Origin of the sequence: Sphingobium sp. LB126 (genome assembly GCF_002795205.1) — a bacterium.
Lineage (GTDB): Bacteria > Pseudomonadota > Alphaproteobacteria > Sphingomonadales > Sphingomonadaceae > Sphingobium > Sphingobium chungbukense.
The window spans coordinates 2,866,457-2,891,791 of the sequence record NZ_NETV01000001.1 but is presented as its reverse complement, the minus strand read 5'-3'; the positions used below and the strand labels follow the sequence as shown (position 1 = coordinate 2,891,791).

29 protein-coding genes and 1 tRNA gene are annotated in these 25,335 nt (G+C 65.1%); 19 read left to right on the top strand and 11 right to left on the bottom strand.

Going from position 1 to position 25,335, the window contains the following annotated elements; translation table 11 throughout:
* Position 1 precedes the first annotated feature (1 nt).
* The 5 genes from cyoC to CAF53_RS14165 are packed head-to-tail and all read left to right on the top strand — an operon-like array spanning position 2 to position 3,594.
* Positions 2-625: a cytochrome o ubiquinol oxidase subunit III gene (gene cyoC / locus CAF53_RS14185; RefSeq protein WP_046765980.1), complete on the top strand. Its 624-nt coding sequence runs from the start codon at positions 2-4 to the stop codon at positions 623-625.
* Complete coding sequence (cyoD, locus tag CAF53_RS14180) at positions 622-1,023, top strand: cytochrome o ubiquinol oxidase subunit IV (RefSeq protein WP_046765981.1); 402 nt, start codon at positions 622-624, stop codon at positions 1,021-1,023. The genes cyoC and cyoD overlap by 4 nt, the downstream gene beginning before the upstream one ends.
* Positions 1,020-1,745, top strand: coding sequence for an SURF1 family protein (locus tag CAF53_RS14175; RefSeq protein WP_100238394.1), 726 nt, complete (start codon positions 1,020-1,022; stop codon positions 1,743-1,745). Before cyoD ends, CAF53_RS14175 begins: the two co-directional genes overlap by 4 nt.
* A complete protein-coding gene (locus CAF53_RS14170) occupies positions 1,742-3,064 on the top strand; it encodes an ATP-binding protein (RefSeq protein ID WP_046765983.1) in 1,323 nt (440 codons plus the stop codon). The genes CAF53_RS14175 and CAF53_RS14170 overlap by 4 nt, the downstream gene beginning before the upstream one ends.
* Complete coding sequence (locus CAF53_RS14165; protein ID WP_046765984.1) at positions 3,061-3,594, top strand: response regulator transcription factor; 534 nt, start codon at positions 3,061-3,063, stop codon at positions 3,592-3,594. The genes CAF53_RS14170 and CAF53_RS14165 overlap by 4 nt, the downstream gene beginning before the upstream one ends.
* A gap of 18 nt (positions 3,595-3,612) precedes the next feature.
* On the opposite strand, the gene CAF53_RS14160 is transcribed toward CAF53_RS14165, so the two are convergent.
* Both CAF53_RS14160 and CAF53_RS14155 read right to left on the bottom strand, forming a co-directional pair.
* Positions 3,613-3,686, bottom strand: a tRNA-Gly gene (locus CAF53_RS14160).
* A gap of 61 nt (positions 3,687-3,747) precedes the next feature.
* Complete coding sequence (locus CAF53_RS14155; RefSeq protein ID WP_100238393.1) at positions 3,748-4,680, bottom strand: sugar kinase; 933 nt, start codon at positions 4,678-4,680, stop codon at positions 3,748-3,750.
* A 157-nt stretch (positions 4,681-4,837) separates the two neighbouring features.
* On the opposite strand from CAF53_RS14155, the gene CAF53_RS14150 reads away from it, so the two are divergent.
* Complete coding sequence (locus CAF53_RS14150) at positions 4,838-6,796, top strand: PAS domain-containing sensor histidine kinase (RefSeq protein ID WP_100238392.1); 1,959 nt, start codon at positions 4,838-4,840, stop codon at positions 6,794-6,796.
* A gap of 139 nt (positions 6,797-6,935) precedes the next feature.
* Positions 6,936-7,808 carry an alpha/beta hydrolase gene (locus CAF53_RS14145; RefSeq protein WP_100238827.1) on the top strand — a complete coding sequence of 291 codons (873 nt, stop codon included), beginning with the start codon at positions 6,936-6,938 and terminating at the stop codon, positions 7,806-7,808.
* A 9-nt stretch (positions 7,809-7,817) separates the two neighbouring features.
* On the opposite strand, the gene CAF53_RS14140 is transcribed toward CAF53_RS14145, so the two are convergent.
* The 3 genes from CAF53_RS14140 to epsC form a co-directional block, all read right to left on the bottom strand.
* On the bottom strand, positions 7,818-8,750 hold the full coding sequence (locus CAF53_RS14140) for a nitronate monooxygenase family protein (protein WP_100238391.1): 933 nt from the start codon (positions 8,748-8,750) through the stop codon (positions 7,818-7,820).
* A 72-nt stretch (positions 8,751-8,822) separates the two neighbouring features.
* On the bottom strand, positions 8,823-9,182 hold the full coding sequence (locus CAF53_RS14135) for a DUF2794 domain-containing protein (RefSeq protein ID WP_046765988.1): 360 nt from the start codon (positions 9,180-9,182) through the stop codon (positions 8,823-8,825).
* Positions 9,182-9,907 carry a serine O-acetyltransferase EpsC gene (epsC, locus tag CAF53_RS14130; RefSeq protein ID WP_100238390.1) on the bottom strand — a complete coding sequence of 242 codons (726 nt, stop codon included), beginning with the start codon at positions 9,905-9,907 and terminating at the stop codon, positions 9,182-9,184. Before epsC ends, CAF53_RS14135 begins: the two co-directional genes overlap by 1 nt.
* A 160-nt stretch (positions 9,908-10,067) precedes the next feature.
* Here epsC and CAF53_RS14125 point away from each other — a divergent pair, with 160 nt between their 5' ends.
* Complete coding sequence (locus tag CAF53_RS14125) at positions 10,068-10,841, top strand: sulfite exporter TauE/SafE family protein (RefSeq protein ID WP_046765989.1); 774 nt, start codon at positions 10,068-10,070, stop codon at positions 10,839-10,841.
* Positions 10,842-10,880: 39 nt separating this feature from the next.
* Positions 10,881-11,807: a hydrogen peroxide-inducible genes activator gene (locus tag CAF53_RS14120; RefSeq protein ID WP_046765990.1), complete on the top strand. Its 927-nt coding sequence runs from the start codon at positions 10,881-10,883 to the stop codon at positions 11,805-11,807.
* On the opposite strand, the gene CAF53_RS14115 is transcribed toward CAF53_RS14120, so the two are convergent.
* The 3 genes from CAF53_RS14115 to pgsA are packed head-to-tail and all read right to left on the bottom strand — an operon-like array spanning position 11,804 to position 13,082.
* The gene (locus CAF53_RS14115) at positions 11,804-12,244 is read right to left on the bottom strand and encodes a molybdenum cofactor biosynthesis protein MoaE (RefSeq protein WP_046765991.1); all 441 of its coding nucleotides are present in this window, start codon (positions 12,242-12,244) and stop codon (positions 11,804-11,806) included. The two genes, CAF53_RS14120 and CAF53_RS14115, sit on opposite strands and share 4 nt — an antisense overlap.
* 10 nt (positions 12,245-12,254) lie before the next feature.
* The gene (locus CAF53_RS14110; protein ID WP_046765992.1) at positions 12,255-12,515 is read right to left on the bottom strand and encodes a MoaD/ThiS family protein; all 261 of its coding nucleotides are present in this window, start codon (positions 12,513-12,515) and stop codon (positions 12,255-12,257) included.
* A 3-nt stretch (positions 12,516-12,518) separates the two neighbouring features.
* A complete protein-coding gene (gene pgsA, locus CAF53_RS14105) occupies positions 12,519-13,082 on the bottom strand; it encodes a CDP-diacylglycerol--glycerol-3-phosphate 3-phosphatidyltransferase (protein WP_046765993.1) in 564 nt (187 codons plus the stop codon).
* 147 nt (positions 13,083-13,229) lie between these two features.
* Here pgsA and CAF53_RS14100 point away from each other — a divergent pair, with 147 nt between their 5' ends.
* A complete protein-coding gene (locus tag CAF53_RS14100) occupies positions 13,230-14,525 on the top strand; it encodes an MFS transporter (RefSeq protein ID WP_100238389.1) in 1,296 nt (431 codons plus the stop codon).
* A 70-nt stretch (positions 14,526-14,595) separates the two neighbouring features.
* Here the strand turns inward: CAF53_RS14100 and CAF53_RS14095 are convergent, their stop codons facing one another.
* Positions 14,596-14,793: a hypothetical protein gene (locus CAF53_RS14095; protein ID WP_046765995.1), complete on the bottom strand. Its 198-nt coding sequence runs from the start codon at positions 14,791-14,793 to the stop codon at positions 14,596-14,598.
* Between the two features lie 109 nt (positions 14,794-14,902).
* Here CAF53_RS14095 and CAF53_RS14090 point away from each other — a divergent pair, with 109 nt between their 5' ends.
* The 9 genes from CAF53_RS14090 to CAF53_RS14050 all read left to right on the top strand — a co-directional run bounded on the left by CAF53_RS14090 (position 14,903) and on the right by CAF53_RS14050 (position 24,390).
* The gene (locus tag CAF53_RS14090; RefSeq protein ID WP_100238388.1) at positions 14,903-16,981 is read left to right on the top strand and encodes a PBP1A family penicillin-binding protein; all 2,079 of its coding nucleotides are present in this window, start codon (positions 14,903-14,905) and stop codon (positions 16,979-16,981) included.
* 1 nt (position 16,982) lies between these two features.
* The gene (locus CAF53_RS14085) at positions 16,983-18,368 is read left to right on the top strand and encodes a hypothetical protein (protein ID WP_100238387.1); all 1,386 of its coding nucleotides are present in this window, start codon (positions 16,983-16,985) and stop codon (positions 18,366-18,368) included.
* 56 nt (positions 18,369-18,424) lie between these two features.
* On the top strand, positions 18,425-18,847 hold the full coding sequence (locus CAF53_RS14080) for an iron-sulfur cluster assembly scaffold protein (RefSeq protein ID WP_100238386.1): 423 nt from the start codon (positions 18,425-18,427) through the stop codon (positions 18,845-18,847).
* Positions 18,847-20,667 carry a cation:proton antiporter gene (locus tag CAF53_RS14075; protein WP_046765999.1) on the top strand — a complete coding sequence of 607 codons (1,821 nt, stop codon included), beginning with the start codon at positions 18,847-18,849 and terminating at the stop codon, positions 20,665-20,667. Before CAF53_RS14080 ends, CAF53_RS14075 begins: the two co-directional genes overlap by 1 nt.
* Entirely contained in the window at positions 20,664-20,990 is a 327-nt protein-coding gene (locus tag CAF53_RS14070; protein WP_046766000.1) for a DUF423 domain-containing protein, read from the top strand. Before CAF53_RS14075 ends, CAF53_RS14070 begins: the two co-directional genes overlap by 4 nt.
* Positions 20,991-21,036: 46 nt before the next feature.
* On the top strand, positions 21,037-21,507 hold the full coding sequence (locus CAF53_RS14065) for a transcriptional repressor (protein WP_046766001.1): 471 nt from the start codon (positions 21,037-21,039) through the stop codon (positions 21,505-21,507).
* A gap of 120 nt (positions 21,508-21,627) precedes the next feature.
* Complete coding sequence (gene dxs, locus CAF53_RS14060; RefSeq protein ID WP_100238385.1) at positions 21,628-23,553, top strand: 1-deoxy-D-xylulose-5-phosphate synthase; 1,926 nt, start codon at positions 21,628-21,630, stop codon at positions 23,551-23,553.
* A gap of 65 nt (positions 23,554-23,618) precedes the next feature.
* Entirely contained in the window at positions 23,619-24,074 is a 456-nt protein-coding gene (locus CAF53_RS14055) for an SRPBCC family protein (RefSeq protein ID WP_100238384.1), read from the top strand.
* Positions 24,061-24,390, top strand: coding sequence for a metalloregulator ArsR/SmtB family transcription factor (locus tag CAF53_RS14050; protein ID WP_100238383.1), 330 nt, complete (start codon positions 24,061-24,063; stop codon positions 24,388-24,390). Before CAF53_RS14055 ends, CAF53_RS14050 begins: the two co-directional genes overlap by 14 nt.
* Positions 24,391-24,397: 7 nt before the next feature.
* Here the strand turns inward: CAF53_RS14050 and CAF53_RS14045 are convergent, their stop codons facing one another.
* Entirely contained in the window at positions 24,398-24,811 is a 414-nt protein-coding gene (locus tag CAF53_RS14045; RefSeq protein WP_100238382.1) for a DUF3035 domain-containing protein, read from the bottom strand.
* The gene (gene lspA / locus CAF53_RS14040) at positions 24,811-25,323 is read right to left on the bottom strand and encodes a signal peptidase II (RefSeq protein WP_197707419.1); all 513 of its coding nucleotides are present in this window, start codon (positions 25,321-25,323) and stop codon (positions 24,811-24,813) included. Before lspA ends, CAF53_RS14045 begins: the two co-directional genes overlap by 1 nt.
* Positions 25,324-25,335: the final 12 nt, after the last annotated feature.

Sequence of the window (25,335 nt, the reverse complement as noted above, 5' to 3'; positions counted from 1 at the left end):
CATGAGCAGCGCAACTGCAACGATGGAACCTCGGGCCTATCATCTGCCCGAGGAACCGCACCTCCACGAAGGCCACAGCACCAATCTGGGCTTCTGGATGTACCTGATGAGCGATTGCCTCATCTTCGCCATCCTCTTCGCCACCTATGCGGTGCTGGGCGGCAGCTATGCCGGCGGGCCGGGGCCCAAGGACCTGTTCGACCTGCCGCTGATCGCGCTCAACACCGCGATGCTGCTGTTCTCCTCGATCACCTACGGCTTCGCCATGCTGGCGATGGAGAAGAACCGGGTCAGCGCCACCCAGGGCTGGCTGTTCGTCACGCTGCTGTTCGGCGGGGCGTTCCTGTTCATCGAACTCTACGAATTCTCGCACCTCATCCATGAGGGCGCGGGTCCGCAGCGTTCGGCGTTCCTGTCGTCCTTCTTCACGCTGGTCGGCACCCACGGGCTGCACGTCACCTTCGGTTCGATCTGGCTGATCACGCTGATGGTGCAGGTCGCGAAAAAGGGCCTGATCCCGGCCAACAGGCGCCGGCTGATGTGCCTGTCCATGTTCTGGCACTTCCTGGACGTCATCTGGATCGGCGTCTTCACCTTTGTCTATCTGATGGGAGTCCTGCGGTGAGCGACGCTGTCCACACTCATGGTCACGATCACACGCAAGACCATCATGACGAAGGATCGCACGGCAGCTTCGGCAGCTACATGATCGGTTTCGGCCTGTCGGTGATCCTGACGGCCATCCCCTTCTGGCTGGTGATGTCGGGCGTGCTGAACGATCCGCAACTGACCGGCGTGGTCATCATGGGCTTTGCCGCGGTGCAGGTGGTCGTCCACATGATCTACTTCCTGCACATGAACACCCGCGTCGAAGGCGGATGGTCGTTCATGGCGATGATGCTGACCATCGTCCTGGTCGTCATCGTCCTGTCGGGATCGCTGTGGGTCATGTACCACCTCAACAACAACATGATGCCGCATGCGGACATGTCCGCCATGCAGCATATGAGCGAGATGCCGTGACATCCGCAAAGCACGGGGAGCGCCGCCGGCGCTCCCCGGCGGTTACGATCGGCCTGACGCTGATCGCCCTTTTCTTTTTCGCCGGATTCTGCGCGCTCGGCGCATGGCAGGTCCAGCGCCTGGGCTGGAAGCGCGACCTGATCGCCCGCGTCGATGCGCGGATCCATGCCCTGCCCATCCCCGCCCCGCGCGCCGCCACAAGGGCCGATGAATATCGCCGGGTGCGCATTTCGGGCCATTTTCTTCACGACAAGGCTGTGCTGGTGCAGGCCGTGACCGTGCGTGGTGCCGGTTTCTGGGTGCTGACGCCCCTCGTCACCGACCAGGGCTTCACCCTGATCGTCAATCGCGGTTTCGTGCCGCCCGACAGGCGCAGGGATTATGCGCGGCCGCAGGGCGAGGTGCATGTGGCCGGCCTGCTGCGGCTGAGCGAGCCGGGCGGCGGCTTCCTGCGTTCCAACGATCCGGACGGGGACCGATGGTATTCGCGCGACGTGGCCGCGATCGCCGCCGCGCGCGGGATCAAGGGGCCCCTCGCCGGTTATTTCATCGATGCCGATGCCGCCTGCGGTCCCGACAGCCTGCCCGTCGGCGGGCTGACCGTCATCAAATTCCCCAACAACCATCTGCAATATGCCATCACATGGTTCGTGCTGGCGGCGATGGTCGTGGGCGCGTACATGTTCGTCATGCGCCAGGAGTGGAAAGACCGCCGGGGATGAGCGGCAATCTGTCGATCAGCACCCTCTGGCAGCCCAGCCAGTGGCCCGCCGACGCGGCCGGTCGCAAGAATCTGGCGCTGCTGGTGCAATTGCGGTGGATCGCCATCGCCGGGCAGGTGCTGACGATCCTGGCCGTGCATTACGGCATGGGCATTCATCTGCCGATCGCGCCGATGTTGCTGGTCGCGGGCATGGCGATACTGATGAACGGCCTCAGCTTCCACGCGCTGCGCAAGCGGACCGACGTGTCCCATGCGGAACTCTTCCTCTCGCTGCTGTTCGACGTGCTGCTGCTGACGGCGCAGCTCTATCTTTCCGGCGGGGCGACCAATCCCTTCATCTCGCTCTATCTGGTGCAGGTGGCGCTGGGCGCGGTGCTGCTCGATCGCTGGAGCGTCTGGGGGATCGTGTTCGTGTCGGCGCTGTGCGCGGGGCTGCTGGCGCTGCATTACCGGCCGCTGGACCTCAATGGCGCGCTGGAAGGGCATTTGTTCGACCTGCATATCGTCGGGGCGTGGATCTGCCTCACCATGATCGCGGTGCTGCTGGTGCTGTTCGTGCTGCCGGTGACGCGCAACCTCCAGGTGCGGGACGCCTATCTCGCCCGGCTGCGGCAGCAGGCGGCGGAGGAGGAGCATATCGTCCGCATGGGCCTGCTCGCTTCGGGCGCGGCGCATGAACTGGGCACGCCCCTCTCCCAGCTTGCGGTGGTGCTGGGCGACTGGAAGCATATGCCGGAGATCACCGATCATCCCGCGCTGGTCGAGGAAGTGGACGAGATGCAGGCGGCGGTGCGGCGCTGCAAGGAGATCGTGACCGGTATCCTCCTGTCCTCCGGCGAGGCGCGGGGCGAGGCGCCGGAAGTGACCAATGTGCGCGATTTCATCGACGGCATCGCCATGGAATGGCGCAAGGCCAATCCCGGCATGCCGCTGCGCTGCGATTTCGGGCCGCACGACTATCCGCGCATCATCGCCGATCCGGTGATCCGGCAGGCGGTCGGCAATCTGCTGGACAATGCGCGGGAGGCGGGCGCGACCTATATCGACCTGCTGGTGGGACGCGACAGCACGTCGCTCAACATCGCTGTGCGCGACAATGGCGGCGGCTTTTCCGAGGCGATGCTAGAGGATTTCGGCAAGCCATACCGGTCGAGCAAGGGCAAGGAAGGCCATGGGCTGGGCCTGTTCCTGGTGGTCAATGTGGTACGCAAGCTGGGCGGCAGCGTCAGCGCGAGCAACGGCGCGGACGGCGGGGCGCTAATCCTGCTGCGCCTGCCGCTGGGCACGGTGGGGCTGGAAGAGGAGATGCCCGGATGAGCGATGAACGCCTGCTGGTGCTGGTGGAGGATGACGAGGCCTTCGCCAGGACGCTGAAACGGTCGTTCGAACGGCGCGGCTATACGGTACTGACAGCGGACAATCATGCGGCGCTGGTCGCGCTGCTGGCCGGGCACAGGCCGACCCATGCGGTGGTCGACCTGAAGCTGGGCGCGGAGTCCGGGCTGGTCTGCGTCCAGACGCTGCATGCCCATGATCCGGCGATGCTGATCGTGGTGCTGACCGGCTTTGCCAGCATCGCGACGGCGGTGGAGGCGATCAAGCTGGGCGCGTCCAACTATCTCGCCAAGCCGTCCAATACCGACGATATCGAGGCGGCCTTCTCGCACGCTTCGGGCGACCCCTCCACCCCGCTGGCGCCGCGCCCGACCTCGATCAAGACGCTGGAATGGGAACATATCCATGAAGTGCTGAAGGATAGCGACTTCAATATTTCCGAAGCGGCGCGGCGGCTGGGCATGCACCGGCGGACGCTGGCGCGGAAGCTGGCCAAGCGGCAGGTGGGTTGAACCGGATTTTCAGGTAAATGGAGCGGGTGAAGGGAATCGAACCCTCGTCGTAAGCTTGGGAAGCTTCTGCTCTACCATTGAGCTACACCCGCCCGGGTGAACGCGGCTTAGCCGTTGATCCCGATGGCGTCAACGACATGGCTGCGGAGAATTTCAGAGGTCGCCATAGGGCGCCTGCGCGTCGCGGGCGGGGATGGCGCCGCGGCGGCCGATATTCCAGCCGGCAAGGCGATGGCCCGAAAGAGCGGCTTCGCGAGGAGCCCGGCCGGAGAGGCGGGCGTGGAGATAGCCGCCGTTGAACGCATCGCCCGCGCCGCTGGAATCGACGACGGTGAGCCTGGCGGGCGGTGCGACGACCTCTCCATTCACCAGGCAGCCTTCGGCGCCCAGTTTCACGACGACCTCCCGCCCCTGGCCAGCGCCCCAGCGCTTCGCGGCGTCCAGGGCATCGTCGGCTTCACCCATCTCGACCTCATCGGCCAGGGTCGGCAGGCCCATGTCGCTGACCGCGATGGCGCGGTCGCGCCAGTGGCGGGCGGTCGCGGCGTCCGGCCAGAGGCGGGCGCGGTAATTGCCGTCGAAGGCCACCTTGCCGCCGTTCGCGCGCACGGCTTCGCACAGGGCGAGCAGCTTTTCGCGGGCCGCATCGGGTAATATGGCCAGGGTGATGAGCGAGAAATAGAGCAGTGCCGATTCCGCCGCCCGTTCCGCCATTGCGGCGCTTCCGGGCAGGTCGAACATGCGCCTGGCAGCCGCCTCCCCGCGCCAATAATGGAAGCTGCGCTCGCCCTGCGCGTCGGTTTCTATAGCGTAGAGGCCGGGCAGGCAGCCCTCGGCCGCGAGCAGCAGCGAGGTGTCGATCCCCTCCCCCTCCCAGGACGCGCGCAGATCCGCACTCATGGGATCGGCGCCGATCGCGCTGGCGAAGCGCACCGGGTCGCCGGAGCGGGCGAGATGGATGGCGGTGTTGATGACGTCGCCGCCATAGCGCAGGTTCCAGCCGTCTTCCGGGCCGCTCGCGGCCGAAGCGCGGCTCAGTTCCAGCATCGCTTCGCCGATGACGGTGATCCCTGCGGCCTTACCCATAAACGCCTTCCATCTCCCTTGCGAACCGCCTCCTTGGCGCGGAGGGCTTCGTGAAGTCAATGTCGCCATTGCCCGCAATAATCGCTTTCGCAAGCGGAACGTTCGCGGCCGCAGCGCGTTGTCGGAAGGAAACCCATAAATCCCATAAGGATCGTCCATGAGCGCGGTGGAACCGGAATGGTCTGGAAACCGCTTTGAATTGCTCGTCCAGAGCGTCACCGACTATGCCATCACCATGCTGTCGACCGAAGGTATCGTCATGAGCTGGAATGCGGGCGCGCGTCGGTTCAAAGGCTATGAGTCCGACGAAATCATCGGCCGGCATTTCTCGCTCTTCTACACGCCGGAAGATCAGGCGGCGGGCATCCCCGCCCTCACGCTTGCGGCGGCCGGGCAGCAGGGCCGGGTCGAGGCCGAGGGCTGGCGCGTTCGCAAGGACGGGACCCGGTTCTGGGCGAATGTCGTCATCGATCCCATCCGGGATGCCGGCGGCACGCTGATCGGGTTCGCCAAGGTGACGCGCGACCTGACCGACCAGCTTGCCGCGCAGGAGGCGTTGCGGCGCAGCGAGGAACGTTTCCGCCTGCTGGTGCAGGGGGTGACCGACTACGCCATCTACATGCTGGACCCGGTGGGTACGATCACAAGCTGGAATCCCGGCGCCGAACGGTTCAAGGGCTATACCACCGACGAGATATTGGGGCAGAATTTCGCCCGCTTCTATTCGGAGGAGGACCGGATCGCCGGCGTCCCCACGCGCGCGCTGGAAACGGCCGCGCGGGAGGGCCGGTTCGAGGCCGAAGGATGGCGCATCCGCAAGGACGGATCGCGTTTCTGGGCGCATGTCATCATCGATGCGATTCGCGATCCCGGCGGCGAGCTGATCGGCTTTGCCAAGATCACCCGCGACCTCACCGAAAGGCGCGAGACCCAACTGGCGCTGGAGGAGGCGCGCGAAGCGTTCTTCCAGGCGCAGAAGATGGACGCGATCGGCAAGCTGACCGGCGGCGTCGCCCATGATTTCAACAATCTGCTGGCGGTGATCGTCGGCAGCCTGGATCTCGCGCGGCAGCGGCTGGCGGCGGGGGCGGACGTGTCGCGCTATATCGACAATGCCATGACCGCGGCGGAACGCGGCGCGACGCTCACCCAAAGGATGCTGGCCTTCGCACGCAAGCAGGAACTGAAGCTGCAAAGCGTCGACTGCGTGGCGCTGGTGCGGGATATGGCCGACCTGCTCAAGACCACGCTGGGCAGCGGCGTCACGATCGAAACGCGTTTTCCCCTGCTTCTTGCGCCCGCCCATGCCGATCCTGCACAATTGGAGCTGGCGCTGCTCAACCTGGCGGTGAATGCCCGCGATGCCATGCCCGAGGGCGGACGCATCATCATCGAGGGAGCCGAAATGGCTCTGCTGAAGGACCAGCGGCCGGACCTTTCCAGCGGCCGCTATGTGCGCCTGTCCGTCATAGACGAAGGCGAGGGCATGGATGCGGAGACGCTGGAGCGGGCACGCGAGCCCTTCTTCACCACCAAGGGCATCGGCAAGGGCACGGGCCTGGGGCTATCCATGGTCCATGGCTTTGCCGAACAATGCGGCGGAGCGCTGACCATCGCCAGCGAGCCCGGGCACGGGACCGCCGTGTCCCTGTTGCTGCCGGTCGCGCCGCAGGACCCGGCGGCGAAGGAGATGGCCGAACCGGGCGACGTCCTGACACCCAGCGGTGAGCCGCTGGTCATATTGGCGGTCGACGACGATGATCTGGTGCTGACCAACACCGCCGGGATGCTGGAGGAGCTGGGGCATACCGTGTTCCAGGCGGCGTCCGGCGTGGACGCCTTGCGGATGCTGGAAGAAGGCAATGTCGACCTGGTCATCACCGATTATGCGATGCCCGGCATGACCGGCGCCCAACTGGCGGAGGCGATCGAGGAAAGATTGCCGGGCCTGCCCGTGATCATCATCACCGGTTTTGCCGAACTGCCGCCGCATATGACGGCCCGGCCGAGGCTGAACAAACCCTTCAAGCAGGCCGAACTGGCCCGGATCGTCATCAGCGCGGCGCAGGGCAGCCAGCGTATCGTGCGCCTTGCCGCCCATTCGGACGACCTCTGATCATCCGATCTTTACCGAAGTTTGAAGAAGCTGGCGTAAAACGAGGCAATTCCTGCCTATCACCTCTTGCAACCATAGGTGAGTTCGCCAAAGAGACATGAATATCGCCCGCACCATTCCTTCCTCACCACAGGACCGCATGAGTATATCAGCCGCGCCGACGTCGCATTTCTACACATCGTTGCGGATGCGCCTGCATTATCTGGACTGGGGCAACAGCACCGCGCCGACGCTGATCCTGATACATGGTGGGTTCGACCATGCGCGAAGCTGGGACTGGACGGCACGGACCCTGGCGAAGGACTATCATGTCATCGCGCCCGACCTGCGCGGCCATGGCGACAGTGCCTGGTCCGCCGAAGGGTCGTATATGACGGCCAATTATGTCTATGACCTGGCGCAACTGGTCGAGCAACTGGGGCGGGACCCGGTGATCCTGGTGGGCCATTCGCTGGGTGGATCGATCGCGCTGCGCTATGCCGGGCTGTTTCCGGAGAAGGTCGCGAAGATCGTCGCGATCGAGGGCCTCGGCCTGTCGCCCAACCGCATCGCGGAAGATGCGCAGAAACCCGCGCCCGACAAATGGCTGGACTGGATCGCGAAACGGCGGACGCTGGCCCGCCGGACAAGGCGGCATTACCCGACCATCGAGGCGGCGGTGGCCCGGATGCGCGAGCGTAACGACCATCTGTCGGTCGAGCAGGCGATGCATCTCACCATCCATGGCGTCAACCGCAACGAGGATGGCAGCTATCGCTGGAAATTCGATCCCTATCTGCATGATGCGGCGCCGCAGGCGGGGGACGACACCGAACTGCCCCAATTCTGGAGCCGGATCACTTGCCCGACGCTGTTGTGCCTGGGACTGGATAGCTGGGCGTCCAATCCGGTGAAGGACGGACGCGCCACGCATTTCAAGGACGCCCGGCTGGTCGAGTTCACGCAGGCCGGCCATTGGCTGCACCATGACCAGTTCGACCGCTTCATCGCGGAACTGCGCGCATTTCTTTGAATTGAAGCCCTATGAATTGAAGGCGGCGACGGCGGCCTGATATTCCGCCTTGAGCTGGGCGATGAAGGCGGCGGCAGGCTGGACCTTGCGAATCGCGCCGATCCCCTGCCCCGCGCCCCAGACATCGCGCCACGCCTTCTTCTCTCCCCCCGACAGATCGGCGAAATCCATGTCCGACGCCTTGGGCAGCTTGTCGGGATCGAAACCGGCGGCGGTGATGCTGGGGCGCAGATAATTGCCGAGAACCCCGGTGAAGACGTCCGAATAGACGATGTCGCCCGCGCCGCTGTCCACGATCATCCGCTTGTAGGCGGCTTCGGCATTGGCCTCCTCCGTCGCGATGAAGGAGGAACCCATATAGGCGAAGTCGGCGCCCATCATCCGCGCCGCGGCGATCGATCGGCCCGTCGCGATCGCTCCCGATAGCGCGAGTGGACCGTCGAACCAGGCCCTGATCTCCTCCACCAGTGCGAAGGGCGACAGGGTTCCGGCATGGCCGCCCGCCCCCGCCGCCACGGCGATCAGGCCGTCGGCGCCCTTTTCGATCGCCTTGCGCGCGAAGACATTGTTGATGACGTCATGCAGGACGATGCCACCATAGCTGTGCACCGCCTCGTTCACATCCTCCCGCGCGCCGAGCGAGGTGATGACGATCGGCACCCGATATTTGACGCAGAGCGCGAGATCCTCCTCCAGCCGGTTGTTGGTCCTGTGGACGATCAGGTTGACGGCGAAGGGCGCATCCCTGTCCGTCAGCGCTTCGTTCAGATGCTGGAGCCATTGTTCGAACATGCCGGACGGGCGGGCGTTGAGCGAAGGAAAGGAACCGACGATGCCGGCGCGGCACTGCGCGATCACGAGCGCGGGCTGCGAGACGATGAACATCGGCGATCCGATCAGCGGCAGGGACAGGCGGCCTTCCAGAAATTTCGGCAAGCTCATGAACGAGCGTCTCCCTTTAGGGCATTTTCGAAGCGGAGAGCATCATCCGCTGCTTCGGGAAAATGCGGACAATCATTCGCCTATGATCTTGAGCAGCCGCCGTTCAACCGGGGCCAGCACGCCCTGAAGCTCCGCACCGCGTTTCAGCACGTTGCCGGCTTCCCCGATCAGTGCCCACATGCCTTGCCGGTGGCGCAGCGAGGGCCGCTTTTCGATGCGGAATTCGGGACGCTCCGCGGAGCGCCGGAAAGCGGAGAAGATGGCGGCTTCACGGCCGAGATCGAGCGCATAGTCGCGCCAGTGGCCGGCCGCCACCATGCGGCCGTAGAGATCCATGATCCGCTGGAGTTCGAGACGATCGAAACCGATCTGGCTGGCTGCAGCCCCCGCGCCCTGGGCTGCCGGCAACGGGAACGGCGTCACATTGCTCATCAGGCGCGGCCACGCTCCTTGAACAGCGGCCTGTCCCCATCGGGCAGGTCGTCGTCCGGCGCGCGCCCCCGCTCAGCCAGCAGTTCGGCGAGACGCTTCTGCAATTGCTCGACCTCGCACTGGAGCATTTCCAGCTTCTGCTTGTCCGGGTCGAAGCAGTCCGAGCAGGGCGTGCCATAGGGCAGGAATTCGCGCCGATAGGCGGTCACGTCCACCAACATCGGCTTGGCGGGGATGCCGACCATGGTCGCGCCTTCCTTCACATCCTTGGTGACGACGGCATTGGCGCCGACGCGGGCGCGGGCACCGACGCGGACCGGCCCCAGCACCTGCGCGCCCGAACCCACGATCACGCCATTTTCCAGCGTCGGGTGGCGCTTGCCCGCGATCCCGTTGGCCGGATCCGTGCCGCCGAGCGTCACATTCTGATAGAGGGTGACGTCATCGCCGATCTCCGCCGTCTCGCCGATGACGGTGAAGCCATGGTCGATGAAGAAGCGCTTGCCGATGCGGGCGCCCGGGTGGATGTCGTTGCCGGTCAGGAATCGCGAGAAATGGTTCACGGCGCGGGCCAGGAAGAACAGCCGCGCCAGATAGAGCCGATGGGCCACGCGATGGAAGGCCAGCGACCAGACGCCGGGATAAAGCAGGATCTCCGCGCGCGAACGCGGCGCAGGGTCCCGTAATTTGACCGAGTCCAGATAAGCAATAAGATTGCGCAACATGCAGCGCCCCTTTGGAAACCGACCAATCGGTACATAAGCGCAAAAGGATGAATTTTCCAGATGGGCGGCTATTTCGGCTTCGCTCGATAAAACAGAAAGTTTCTTGGCGGGCCATGATATACCTACCAAGGCGATAGACAATCATAACAGGGACCCGTGAATGACCGACAGCTTTATCGCCAATTTCGCCGAAATACTGCCGTTCATTCTCATCGGTTTCGGAGCGCAGATGATCGACGGCGCGCTGGGCATGGCCTATGGCGTGATCTCCAGCACGTTACTGCTCGCGCTCGGCCTGCCGCCCAGCAAGGCATCGGCCAGCGTCCATGCGGCGGAAACCTTCACCACCGGCGTCTCCGCAATCAGCCATATCGCGCACCGCAATGTCGACTGGCGGCTGTTCGCGCGCCTGATCATTCCCGGCGTGATCGGGGGCGTCACGGGCGCCTATGTACTGTCCCATGTCGACGGCGCGGTCATCAAACCCTTCGTGCAAATCTATCTGACGACGATCGGCGTGTATCTGGTCTGGCGCGGTTTCCATTTTCCGCCGCAGGCGCGCGATCCCAAATGGGTCGCGCCGCTGGGCCTGTTCGGCGGCTTCATGGACGCGACCGGCGGCGGCGGCTGGGGGCCGGTGGTGACGTCGAACCTGCTGATCCAGGGGTCCAGCCCGCGCCACACCATCGGTACGGTCAACAGCGTCGAATTCATCCTGACCCTGTCGATCAGCATCACCTTCCTTCTCCATCTGGGTTGGGAGACCTTCACCACCTATACGATCGGATTGCTGATCGGCGGCGTGGTCGCCGCGCCCTTCGGCGCGATGCTGGCCCGGCATGTGGCGCCCCGGACCCTGTTCATTGCGGTGGGAACGATCCTGACGCTGACATCGCTGTTCGGCGTTGCCAAATGGCTTGGATATATCGGCTAGGTCGCTTATATTCCTTCCTCTAATCGAGGAAGCCGATCAATGTCGAGTTACATGCCAACGCTCAAGCAGCTCCAATATCTGGTGGCGCTGAAAGAGCATGGCCATTTCGGCAAGGCGGCGGACAGCTGTTTCGTCACCCAGTCGACCCTGTCGGCGGGGATTCGCGAATTGGAGTCGCTGGTCGGCATCACCCTGGTCGAACGGACGCGACGGGTGGTCCGCTTCACGGCGCTGGGCGACCGGATCGTCGAAAAGGCGCACCGGGTCTTGCGCGAGGCGGAGGAACTGGCCGCGATCGCCGAGGCTTCAGGCAAACCGCTGACCGGCGAACTGCGGATGAGCGTCATTCCGACCATCGCGCCCTTCCTGCTGCCCCATCTGCTGCCCAAATTGCGGGCCGAACGGCCGGAATTGAAGCTCTATCTGCGCGAGGAGACGACGCAGGCGGCGATCGAATCGCTGCGCCACGGCAATGTCGACTGCGTGCTGCTGGCCCTGCCCTTCCCGACCGGGGAACTGGACAGCGAATTCCTGTTCCAAGACCGGCTGTACGTCGCCTTTCCGCGCGACGATCCGCGCGATCCGCCCGAATGGATCGCGCCGGAGATGATCGACGAGACCAAGCTGCTGCTGCTGGAGGACGGTCATTGCCTGAAGGACCATGCGCTGGCGGCCTGTAACCGGCCGGAAATCCGTGCGAGCGCGATGATGATGGGCACGTCGCTCCATACGCTGGTGCAGATGGTCGACAATGGGCTGGGCATGACGATCATGCCGGAAATGGCGATTTCCGGGGGGATATTGGACCATACCCAGATCACGGCGCGGCCGTTGCGGTCCGAACGGTCGCATCGCGACATTGCGCTGGTGTGGCGCAAGAACAGCCCGCGCGAGAAGGAATTCCGGTTGCTGGCGGAACTGCTGCGCGAGGCGGCGGAACAGCCGGAGGTCAGCGCGGCGGCCTAACGCTTCCAGCTTTCAGCCTTGGCGTCGTCCTCGGCGCGGGCCTCCACCCATTGCGTCCGGTCCGCGAAATGCTCCTTCTTCCAGAAGGGCGCCTCCGATTTCAGCCAGTCGATAAGGAAGGCGCATGCCTCCAGCGCGGCCGTGCGATGGCGCGAGGCGGTGCCGACGAAGACGATCCGCTCACCCGGTTCCAACCGTCCATGACGATGGATCACCCGCACGCCGAGCAGGGGCCAGCGGTCGAGCGCTTGCCCCACGATGCGTTCGACCTGCGCGGTCGTCATCGCGGGATAATGTTCGAGTTCGAGCGCGACCAGTCCGCCCTCCCCCCGGACGATGCCTGTGAAGCTGGCGACGCCGCCGCCGCCGGACGCTTCCAGCGCCGCCAGTTCGGCCGCGGGATCGAAATCCTCCGCCTGGATGGAAACGCGGCTCATCCGCCCGCTCCTATCCGCCCGTCACCGGCGGGAAGATCGCGAGTTCCTTCGCCTCCCCGATTGCGCTGTCCAGCGGCACGAAGCGCTGGTCCAGCGCCGCGCGCAGTTTTTCCGGACGGGCGAAGGCTTCGCCATGGCCACCGCCACGAGCCGCCAGCGTGGCGATCAGTGCGCCGATCGTGACGTCGGGTGCCGGGCGCGCCACCTGCTCCTCATCCCGGCCGATGGCTTCACGGACCCAGGCGAAATAGACGAGGGTAAGATCCGCCATCGTTCAATCCATATGCTTGATGCCGACGCGCAGATAGTCCCAGCCCGTGATCAGCGTCAGGATCGCCGCCGCCCAGAGGGTGGCGATGCCCACCATCTGGACGAAGGGGAATTGCGGCACCGCGCCGGCCAGGATCAGCGCGCCGAGCGCGATGAGCTGGAAGGTCGTCTTCCATTTGGCGAGGCGCGAAACCGGCACCGACACCTGCAACCCGGCGAGAAATTCGCGAAGGCCCGATACGGCGATCTCACGCAGCAGGATAATCATCGCAGCCACGATATGTATACCCGATATGTCGCGTGTCGCGGCCAGCATCAGGATCACCGCGCCGACCATGATCTTGTCCGCGATCGGATCGAGGAAGATGCCCAGTTTCGACACCGCCCCCTGCGCGCGGGCGAGATAGCCGTCGAAATAATCCGTGATCCCCATCAGGCAATAAAGCCCGAAGGCCAGCATATAGCCGGTGGTCCAGCGTGCTCCCACCTCCGCCGGCCAAAGCAGGGCGACGAGCAGGGGGACGGTCAATATCCGCGAAAGCGTCAGCAGATTGGGCAGCGTCAGCATGGCGGCGGACTGCCACAGTCGAAGCCCGTGCACAAGCGGCAGCAAGACCGAAGGTTACAGGATTGACACATTGCAGGGTTGGACAGACCCGACATCAAAGGCTAGACCCCGGCCCGCTCATCCACAGCGAAGAAGACCCCATCGCCCATGCAAGCCTCTCTCAGGCTCCTTACCAAGCGACGTTTTCTGCCGCTTTTCATCACCCAGCTCCTGGGCGCCTTCAACGACAATCTGTTCAAGAATGCGATGGTGCTGTTCGTCGTCTATACCGTGTATAACGACGAGAAGTCCGAAACCTGGTTCAGCGCGCTGGCGACCGGCGTGTTCATCCTGCCCTTCTTCCTGCTATCCGCCCTGTCCGGGCAATTGGCGGACCAGAGGGACAAGGCGACGATCATCCGTATCGTCAAGGCCGCCGAAATCGTCATCATGGGCGTCGGTGCGGCGGGTCTCGCGCTGATCTGGAGCGGGATTGCCGTGCATGTGCTGGCCATTCCGCTGTTGCTGGTGGCGCTGTTCGCCATGGGGGTGCATTCGACCTTCTTCGGCCCGATCAAATATGCGATCCTGCCCCAGCATCTGCATGACGAGGAAGTGCTGGGCGGCACCGGACTGGTCGAGGCCGGCACCTATATCGCGATTCTGGCGGGCACCATCCTGGCCGGGGTCATCCCGGTGCAGGTCGCCGCGGTGGGCATCGTCCTGACGGCCGTCATCGGCTGGCTGACGGGACGGCAGGTGCCCCCGGCGCCTTCCTTGCTCGAGCGGCAGCCGATCGATTTCCACATCATCCGATCCTCGATCACGCTGGTGCGCGGGACGATGCATATCAGGCGGCTATACCTCGCCATCATAGCGATCAGCTTCTTCTGGGCAGTGGGAACGGTGCTGTTCATCCAGTTCCCGCCTCTGGTCAAGAATGTGCTGAGCGCCGACAAGTCGGTCGCCAGCCTGTTCCTGGGCATTTTCTCCGTCGGCATCGCCATCGGGTCGGTCGCGATCAACCGTCTGCTGGGCGGGCATGTCTCGGCCAAATATGCTCCGGCTTCGGTGATCGGCATGGGGATCAGCATCGTCGCCTTCCATGTCGTGTGCGACCTCTGGATGGCGCAGTCGACCGGACAGATGCTGTCGCTGTCGGCTTTCCTGTCGCATCCGCTGGCGATCCCGCTGTCGGTGTGCCTGCTGCTGGTGGCGACGTTCGGCGGCATGTTCGTCGTGCCGCTCTATGCCTTCCTCACCACCACGGTCGAAAAATGCGAGGCGGCGCGGACGGTGGCGGCGAACAATATCGTCAATTCAGGCGCGATGGTGCTGGGTTCGCTGCTGACCATCAGCCTCAGCCTGGCCGGCATGTCGGTGGTCAACCAGTTGCTGCTGGTGGCGGCGCTTTGCCTGCCCTGCGCGGCCATTGCCTGGACGCTGCACAAAGCTTGCGATTGAAACAGGGCGTGCGATTGAAACAGGGCCTGCGATTGACGGGTTTCAACCTATCGAAAGATAGACCAGTCCCTCAAAAGATAAAGCTGTAGAAGGCCGTGAAGAAGGCGCCGAAGCTCAGCAGGAACAGCTTCCAGTCATTGTCGTCGGACGCCGGCGCGCGTTCGCCTGCGCCGGTCGGCTCCGCAACGCACAGGACATGGCGCGGCAGCCGCTGGCGGAACGGATGTCGGGCCGACTCGCTCGCCAGGACTAGAGGTCTCGTTCTCATGACCCATAGGTTAAGAGATTCTTTACCATTTGGAACATCACGATTCATAGTTAATCCGGAGCTGTCCCGCGACGGGACATGCTTGACCGTATCAGACAAATAACACAGCATGACCGAAGCGATGAACGATCCCCTGCCGACTCCCGAGCCCGATGCCCTGTCGCCCCGTGAATTCGGCGCAGGACCACCCAGTGCGTTCGCACAGCCCGGCCCGTGGAAGCGCCGGGTGCAGATCGGCGGATGGGTGGTGGCCGCGCTGCTGGCGCTGATGATGATCATCATCGCCTGGCTGGCGGTGACGGCGCCGCTGTCCCGTTCGCTGAAGCCGATCGCCCCGCCCAGCATCAGCCTGATGTCGGCGGACGGCCACCTGATCGCGCGGCGCGGCGCGATCATCGACAAGCCCGTCACCGTCGCCGCCCTGCCCAAACATGTGCCGCAGGCCTTCATGGCGATCGAGGACCGGCGCTTCTACAGCCATTGGGGGGTCGATCCGCGCGGCATCGCCCGGGCGGCCTGGCACAATCTCTGGTCGGACGGATCGTCGCAGGGCGGCAGCACGATCACGCAGCAGCTCGCCAAGGGCGTGTTCCTGTCCGCAGACCGGACCTTCGGCCGCAAGGCGCGCGAGGCGCTGATCGCCTTCTGGCTGGAGGCGTGGCTGACCAAGGACCAGATCATGGAGAGGTATCTCTCCAACGTCTATTTCGGCGACAATGTCTATGGGCTGCGGGCGGCCTCGCTGCATTATTTCAACCGTCAGCCGGAACGGCTGACCATCCCGCAGGCGGCGATGCTGGCGGGGCTGCTGAAGGCCCCTTCCCGCCTGGCGCCGACCAGCAACCTGAAGGGCGCGCAGGAACGGGCGGCGCTGGTGACGCAGGCGATGGTCGAGGCGGGTTACATCACGAAGGCGCAGCGCAATGCCCTGCCGCCCGCCCGGCTCAATGTGCAGGAGGCGCCCGATCCGACCAGCGGCACCTATTTCGCCGACTGGGTGCTGCCGCAGGCGCGCGACCGGGCAGGCACGGTCTATGGCGCGCAGAATGTGGCGACGACGCTCGACTGGCGCATCCAGCGGCTGGCGGAGGCGGCGATCCGTCATGCGCCGCTGGGCAAGGCACAGGCTGCGCTGGTGGCGATGAAGCCCGACGGTAGCGTGGTCGCGATGGTCGGGGGCAGGAATTATGGGGAAAGCGCCTTCAACCGCGCGGTGCAGGCCAAGCGCCAGCCGGGGTCGACGTTCAAGCTGTTCGTCTATCTCGCCGCCTTCCGCGCGGGGATGACGCCCGACGATTTCATCGAGGACACGCCGATCACCACCGGCACCTACCGTCCGGCCAATCATGGCGGCAAATATCGCGGGCGGATAACCCTGCGGCAGGCTTTCGCCGCGTCCAGCAATGTGGCGGCGGTGCGGCTGACGCAGAAGGTCGGCGTCGACAATGTGATCAAGGTGGCGCGCGACCTGGGCGTCACCGCGCCCCTGACCGAGGATCTGAGCCTGGCGCTGGGCACGTCGGAAATCCCGCTGGTGGAGCTGACCGAAGCCTATGCGGCGGTGGCGGCGGGCGCCTATCCAGTGCTGGCCCATGGCCTGCCGCCGGAGGAGCAGAGCTGGTTCGGCCGGTTGATGAGCCGCCAGAAGCATTTCAGCGACGACCAGTTGGCGATGATCCGCGACCTGCTGTCCTCCGCCGCCAATCGCGGCACGGGGAGCGCGGCGGCGCTGCGGACCAGCACTTTCGGCAAGACGGGAACGACGCAGGACAGCCGGGACGCGATCTTCGTCGGCTATGCGGGGGGCCTCGTGACGGCGGTATGGATCGGCAATGACGACAACACGCCGCTTCCCGGCGGCGCGGCGGGCGGCGGCGTGCCCGCGCGCATCTGGCGCAATTTCATGGGCAGCGCGATCAACGAGCCGGTCGAGGATGCGCCGGAGGAAACGAAGGACAGCGATCTGGTCAACGCCATCGCCAATGTCGCGAGCGAGGCGGGCCTGGGCAATATGAGCGTCGGGCTGGATACGCAGGGCGTGACGGTCAATATCGGCAACGGACAGCTTCGCCTGCCGATCGACCAGCCGCAGGGGCCTCCACCGGGCGCGCCCGCACCGCAACCGGGTACGCCGCCGCCGCGCATCATCGTTCCCGCCGATCCGGCGACCGGCGAGCAACGCCCCTGACATGAGAACGGCGCGGCCGTCGCACCTTCTGGCTTTCCTGCCGCTGGGCGCGGCGGTGGCGCTGTCGCTCAGCTACTGGCCAGGCCTCGTCACCTATGATTCGGTCCGCCAATATGACCAGGCGTTGAACGGCGCGTTCGACGACTGGCATCCGCCGATGATGGAGGGCCTCTGGCGATTGATCCTGCCGCTCTGGCCGGGACCGGCACCGATGCTGCTGTTGCAGCTTGGCCTGTATGCGGCGGGCATGGCAGGGCTGATCGCCTGGGCGCTGCGCCGGGGACGGCCGGGCGTGGCCATGGGGTTAGGGCTTTGCGCGCTGCTGCCTTTGTCCGTCGCGCTGATGGGCGAGGTGCTGAAGGACTGCCTGATGGCAGGTGCGCTGACGGCGGCCGTGGCGCTCATGCTGCTGTCGCAGGAAAGCCGGTCCGTCATGCCGCGGGCGGGTGCGGCGGCGCTGGTCTTCCTTGCCGCGACCTTGCGCTTCAACGCCTTTCTGGCGGGCGTGCCGATCCTGCTGCTGGCGCTGGGGCCGGCGGTGCTGGTTTCCCGGTTGCGGATGGTCCTGGCCGCAGCCGTCATGTCCGTGCTGCTGCTGCTGGCCATGCCGCTGGCCAACCAGGCGCTGGGCGCGGCGCCGAGCGACGTCAATCTGTCGCTGGTGATCTTCGACCTGGCCGGGATCACGGAACATGGCGGGCAGGACGCCTTTCCCGCGATGAAGGTCGAACAGCCGATCGGGGCGGTCCATCATTGCTATACCCCGGTGAAATGGGACAGCTTCTCCTGGTGGGTCGATCCGCTTTGCCCGCTGAATTTCGAGCAGGTCCGGCGGGACTTTCATGCTTCGCACATCAGCGCCCTTCCCTACTGGATCGGACAGATATTTCGCCATCCGGTCGCCTATGCGCAGCATCGCCTCGCCCACTGGAACATCAATGCCCGCTTCTGGGTCCATGACGAGATCGAACGGCCCGTGCAGCGGGAATCGGCGCCCAATGACTGGAATTTCCACGTAACGGCTGGTCCGGCGCTGGATTTCGTCGATGCGGCGGCGATCAGGAGCGCCGATACGCCGCTCGGCTGGCCCTGCGCCTGGATGGCGCTGGCCTTCGGGTTGATGCTGGCGGCGCGGCGGATGCCGTCGGCGCGGACCATCGGCATGCTCGCCGGATCGGCCCTTTTCTATGGCCTTGGCTATGCGGTGTTCAGCGTTGCGTCGGAGTTGCGCTACTATCTCTGGACCATGATGGCGGCGGCCATGGCGGCCGTGATCGCGCTGGGCGATATGCCTGCCCTGCCCCGTTCCGTCCGATGGCGGGCAGGAATGGAGATGGCCGCGCCGCCACTGGTCATCACGCTGGTCGCCGCTCTGGCGCGGCTATGACAAAACATGGGTTCGCGCCCTTTCTCCCGAACACGTCCTGCCCTACATGGGTGGGAATGAGTGCCCCCCTGTACAATAAAGACATTCTGCGGCTCGCTGCGAACATTCCCCACCATGGTCGCCTGCCCGATCCGCAGGCGAGCGTGGAGAAGCGCTCGCCCACCTGCGGATCGCGGGTGACGGCCGACGTCAGGATGGAGGCGGGGCGGCTCGCCGAAATGGGGCTTGACGTGAAAGCCTGTGCCCTGGGGCAGGCCTCCGCGGCGCTGATGGCCGCGCAGGCGATCGGCCTGACCGCCGCTGAACTGGCCGATGCGCGAGACCGGTTGACCGCCTATCTGGCGGGGGAAAGCGACGATCTGGACTTCTGGCCGGGACTGGCGGTGCTGGCGCCGGCGCGGGGCTATCCGGCGCGGCATGCTTCCATCCGGCTGGGCTTCGAAGCCATTGCCGAGGCCGCGCGCATGGCCGACGCCTGATGCAGGGACCGGCCGCTCAGATCGGCGCTTCGCCGGTTTCCGCCACCGACATATTGCTTTCCGAGGGCGTTATCCTGTTGGGCGCGGCGGTGCTGTTCGTCATGCTGTTCCGCCGGTTCGGGCTGGGCGCGGTGCTGGGCTATCTGGTCGCGGGCGCGCTGGTCGGGCCGCAGGGACTGCATCTGGTCGGCGGCGCGGAATCGAAGCTCGCCATTGCCGAGATCGGCATCGTCCTGCTGCTGTTCCTGGTCGGGCTGGAACTGCATCCGGCGCGGTTGTGGCGATTGAAGCGCGATATTTTCGCGCTGGGCGCCGCGCAGGTCGTGCTGTGCGGATGCGCGCTCACGGCGATCATCTTCTACAGCACTGGCTTTAGCTGGGGGGCTGCGATCGCGCTGGGCTTGCCGCTGGCCCTCTCCTCCACGGCGCAGGTTCTGCCAGGCCTCAAGAGCAGCGGCCGGATCAACTCGCCCTTTGGCGAGAAGGTGTTTTCGATCCTGCTGTTCCAGGACCTGTCGATCGTACCGCTGATCACCATCGTCGCGGCCCTTTCGCGCAATCCCGCCGATGCAGGCGGGCCGCCCGGATGGATGATGGCGGGCTATACCGTCGCGGCCATCGCCGGGCTGGTGCTGGCGGGGCGTTTCATCCTGCGGCCGTTGCTGCATCTGGTGGGGCGGCTGGGCGAGCGCGAGCTGTTCGTCGCGGTCGGGTTGTTCACCGTGCTGGCTGCCGCCGCCTTGATGCACGCATTGCACCTGTCGACGGCGCTGGGCGCTTTCGTCGCGGGCGTGATGCTGGCCGACTCCCCCTATCGGCATGAGATAGAGGCGGACGTCGAACCCTTTCGCTCGATCCTGCTCGGCCTGTTCTTCCTGGCGGTCGGCATGGTGCTCGACCTGCGGACGGTGGCGGCCAATCCGGTTTTCGTCATCGGCATGGCGGCGGTGCTGGTCGCGACAAAGGCGGCGTTGATCATGGGCCTCGCCCGGCTGTTCGGCATGGAACGGAACCAAGCCATCGGCGCGGGACTGCTGCTCAGCCAGGGCGGCGAGTTCGGCTTCGTCCTGTTCGCGCAAGCGCAGAACGCCCTGCTGATCGCCCCCCAGGCCGCGAGCCTGTTCAGCGCCATCGTCACCTTCTCCATGGCGACGACGCCGTTCCTGATGCTGTTCGCCCGTCGGCTGGAATTCGCCAAGCCGAAGCAGGCATCGGACCTGCCACGGCCTGAAGACGCGCCGCGCGGTACGGCGATCATCGTCGGCTATGGCCGTTTCGGCCAGACGGTGGCGCAGATGCTGATGGGCCATGGATTCGGCGTCGTGCTGATCGACAAGAAACCCTCCCAGATCGAAGTGTCCAGCCGCTTCGACATGAAGGTCTATTATGGCGACGGCACCCGGATCGACCTGTTGCGGCGGTCGGGCGCCGACGAGGCGCGGTTGATCGCCTTCTGCATCGACGATCCCTCGCTCGACAGACGCGTGCTGGCGCCGATTGCCGAGGCCTTCCCCCAAGCCGCGCTCGTGGTGCGTGCCTTCGACCGGAGGCAGTTGCTGGATTTCAAGGACCTCGATCTGGCGGGAGTCGTGCGCGAAGTGTTCGAGTCCGCCATTTGCATGGGGGTGCAGGCCATGCAGGCGCTGGGCGTGCCGCAGGAGGAGGTGGAAGAGGTGGAGCGTCAATATCGCCAGAATGACGAACAACGCATGGCGTTGCAGATGGAACATGGCAATTTGCTCGCCGCCAAGGAATTGATGTACCGCCCCGGCAGGCGGATGCACCTGATGGTGCGCGGCGAAGGAGAGGACGAGGCATGATTGCGGTTCTGGCGGCATTATCGGCGGCATTGGCGATCGCGGCGGGAGCCTTTGGCGCGCACGGCGCGTCCAGTCCGCAGGCTGCCGAATGGCTGCGCACCGGCGGCCTGTACCAACTCGTCCACGCGGTCGGCGCGCTCGCCATCATGGGCGTGGCGCGGGGACCGGCGGCGCTGCTGTTGAGCGGGGCGGCGGTCTTTGCCCTCACCCTCTACGCCATGGCTCTGGGAGCGCCGAAATGGTTCGGCGCGATTACCCCGATCGGAGGAACCCTGATGATCGCCGGCTGGCTCTGGGCCGCCTGGATCTATTGGCGGAGCTGAACCGCTCGCCCTTGCCCCGGACATCACCCAAGCTTAGATTGTACTTATGGCCGATCACCACCACCACGACCATCATGAACCGTCAGGCGACAATCTGGCGGATGCCGCACGCGCGACGCTGGAGGCGAGCCAGGAACAATGGACGCCGATGCGCGCGGCCATTTTCGACGCGCTGGCGGCGGAGGAAAGACCGGCATCGGCCTATGACATCGCCGACACCGTGTCGAAGGCGCGGGGCAAGCGGGTGGCGCCCAACAGCGTCTACCGCATCCTCGACCTGTTCGTGAGCAACAATATCGCCATGCGGGTGGAAAGCGCCAACGCCTACATCGCCAATGTGCATCCGGGCTGTCACCATGACTGCATCTTCCTGGTATGCTCCCGGTGCAAGCAGGCCACGCATGTCGACGACGATAAGGTCACGGACAAGGTGCGTGCCGTGGCCCGGATGGCGGGTTTTCAGCCGGAACGCCCCATCATCGAGATATTGGGCACCTGCGCCAAGTGCGCGGCATGAAGGAGGCGTTGCGCTTCGGCCCGGAACGGCCCAGAGCGGTCTTCGAAGCGGATGCCGTCCGCTGACTCGGAAAACGCGACAAACAGGGAACCTCCTGCGCTCGGGAGTCTATAGTCTTTCATGAACGATCGTCCTTCCACCCCGCTGCTCGACCAGGTCGTCTGGCCTGCGGACCTGCGCAAATTGCAACCCGACCAACTTCGGCAGGTCGCCGATGAGCTGCGGCAGGAAGTGATTTCCGCCGTGGGAGTGACGGGAGGCCATCTGGGGTCGGGGCTGGGCGTGGTGGAACTGACCACGGCCATCCATTATGTGTTCGAAACGCCGGACGACAAGCTGGTCTGGGATGTCGGGCATCAATGCTATCCGCACAAGATCCTGACCGGACGGCGCGACCGCATCCGTACCTTGCGCCAGGGTGGCGGGCTCAGCGGCTTCACCAAGCGGGCGGAGAGCGAGTTCGACCCCTTCGGCGCGGCGCACAGCTCCACCTCGATCAGTGCGGCGCTGGGCTTCGCGGTCGCGAACAAGATGCAGGGCAAGCCCGGCAAGGCGATCGCGGTGATCGGGGACGGCTCCATGTCGGCGGGCATGGCCTATGAGGCGATGAACAATGCGCGGGAGGCCGGCAATCGGCTGATCGTCATATTGAACGATAATGACATGTCGATCGCTCCTCCCGTCGGAGGGCTTTCGGCCTATCTGGCGCGGCTGGTGTCGAGCCGGGAGTTCCTTGGCCTGCGCGACCTTGCCAAGCGGCTGGCGCGCAAGTTGCCCCGCCCGCTCCACAATGCGGCGCGCAAGACCGACGAGTTCGCGCGCGGCATGGCGATGGGCGGCACCCTGTTCGAGGAACTGGGCTTCTATTATGTCGGGCCGATCGACGGGCATAATCTCGACCAGTTGATACCCGTGCTTGAAAATGTCCGCGATGCGGCGGAGGGCCCCTGCCTCGTCCATGTCGTGACGCAGAAGGGCAAGGGCTATGCTCCGGCCGAGGCGGCGGCGGACAAATATCATGGCGTGCAGAAGTTCGACGTCATCACCGGCGCCCAGGCCAAGGCGCCTCCCGGACCGCCCAGCTATACCGGCGTGTTCGCCAAGGCGCTGATCGCCGAGGCGGAGCGCGATTCGACCGTGTGCGCGATCACCGCCGCCATGCCATCCGGTACGGGTCTGGACAAATTCGCCGCCGCCTTTCCGGACCGGACCTTCGACGTCGGCATTGCGGAGCAGCATGCCGTGACCTTCGCGGCGGGGCTGGCGGCGCAGGGCATGCGGCCCTTCTGCGCGATCTACTCGACCTTCCTGCAACGGGCCTATGATCAGGTCGTGCATGACGTGGCGATCCAGAACCTGCCTGTGCGCTTCGCCATCGACCGCGCAGGCCTGGTAGGCGCGGACGGATCGACCCATGCGGGCAGCTTCGACATCACCTATCTCGCGACCTTGCCCAATATGGTGGTGATGGCAGCGGCCGACGAAGCGGAACTGGTGCACATGGTTCACACCTGCGCGCTGCACGACGATGGGCCGATCGCGGTGCGATACCCGCGTGGCAACGGCGTGGGCATCGCCCTGCCCGAAACGCCGGAGCGGCTGGAGATCGGCAAGGGCCGGATCGTCCGCGAAGGACGGCAGGTCGCGATCCTGTCGCTTGGCACCCGGTTGGAGGAGGCAATGAAGGCCGCCGAGGCGCTGGAAGCCAGGGGCCTGTCGACCAGCGTGGCCGATCTGCGCTTCGCCAAGCCGCTGGACGAGGCGATGATCCGCAAGCTGCTGACGACCCATGAGGTCGCCGTCACCATCGAGGAAGGGGCGATCGGCGGCCTGGGCGCGCATGTCCTGACCATGGCGAGCGATCAGGGCCTCATCGACAACGGGCTCAAGCTGCGAACGATGCGCCTGCCCGACATATTCCAGGACCAGGACAAGCCCGAGAAGCAATATGCCGATGCGCGGCTGGATGCGGAGGCGATTGTCGATACGGTGCTGACGGCCCTGCGCCACAACAGCGCGGGCATCGGATCGGAAGTACGCGCCTGATTGGCAACTATATGGTTGCATGAAGGGATCAGCGTGCCCATATTGGCAACCAGGAGGTTGCTGATATGACCGATTCCATCATCAAGACCATCGAGATCGCCGCGCCTGTCGAAAAGGTCTGGGACGCGCTGATCGATCACGAGAAATTTGGAGCTTGGTTCCGCGTAGCGCTGGACCAGCCTTTCGCCGTGGGCCGGGCCTCGACCGGGCATATGACCTATCCCGGTTATGAGGATTACCGCTGGGAAGCGCGGATCGTGGCGATCGAACCGATGACCCGCTTTGCCTATGAGTGGCCGGCAACCGGGGGTGACAAGGCATTGATGGACAGCGGCGCGACGGTGCCGGAGTGGACGCTGGTGGAGTTCCTACTGGAGCCGCTGGGAAACGGCACGCGGCTCACGGTGACGGAGAGTGGATTCGACAAGGTGCCCGAGCCCCGGCGTTCCAATGTCATGCGGTCCAATGACGGCGGCTGGGCCGAGCAGGTGAAGAATATCCGCGACTATGTCGGGGGTTGAGGGTTCCCCCGCCCGCCTGTTCGCGGCATTGGGGGATGCGACGCGGTTGGGTTTGATCGGACGGCTTTCCGATGGATCGGAGCGGTCGATCGTCCAACTGGGCGAGAATCTGCCGATCAGTCGGCAGGCGGTGGCCAAGCATCTCGACGTGCTGCTGGGCGCGGGGCTGGTGCGGCGGACCAGGAGCGGGCGGGAGGTGTTGTTCACCTTGCAGCCGGAGGTCTTGGCCGATGCCCGCAACTGGCTGGATCAGGTGAACAGCCAGTGGGACGGGACTTTGGGCCGGTTCAGGGACTTTGTCGAGAACCAGCCCTGAGCGGTTCTTATTGCTGCGGCGTGGAGGCGCGGGCGTCCTGGCCGTCGCCTTCCGGGGCAGCGATGATGTCGCGGGTCGTGGCGCCCTTGTCCACGACTTCCGTGCCCGGGTCGCCCGCCGATGAGCGGATGCCCGCTGCGGCGTTGACGCGGCCGGCGGCGTTCAGCGTGCCGGTTTCGGCGGCGCTGCGGGCGGCGGGGCCGCCGAACATGGCCTCCATCGCGGCCTTGCTCGAATCGACCTGGGCCGCCGCGGGGGTACCAGGCGCAGGCGGGACCAGCGCGAAGTCGGGCGGGATCACCAGCGGAGCCTGACGCGAGACGGCGAACTCATCGGGGCGGGCGCGGTTGAACAAGCCGCCACCGCCGCCGCAGGCGGACAGCATCGAAATCAGGCCAGCGGCGAGGATCAGTTTACGCATCAGTTCAGAGTCTCCGTCTTTGCGCCCTTCTCGCGCAGCAGAAGCGCTCGCGCAAGGAGGATCAGCACGCCGAAAGTGATGGCCGCGTCAGCCAGGTTGAAAATCAGGAATGGCCGCCATTCGCCGAAATGCAGGTCGGCATAATCGACCACATAGCCCAGCCGCACGCGATCGGCGATGTTGCCGATCGCGCCGCCAAGGACGAGGCCAAGTGCCGCGACGTCCTGCCGCGCCTTTTCGCGCCACATCCACACGCCCACGAAGCCGGCGATCAGCATGGTCATGCCGACCAGTATCCAGCGCATCATATTGGTGTCGGCGTGGAAGAAGCCCATGGAAACGCCGCGATTTTCCAGCCAGCGCAGGCGGAAGATCGGCAATATCTCGATGCCGTCGTCCATCCGGCTTTTCAGCGCGAGCGGATAGGTGACGGTATATTTGACGAGCTGATCGAACATGAGGGTGACGATCGCGACGGTGAGCCCCAAGGGGCGATGGTTGAGGGTCGCCATCAGCATTGCGTC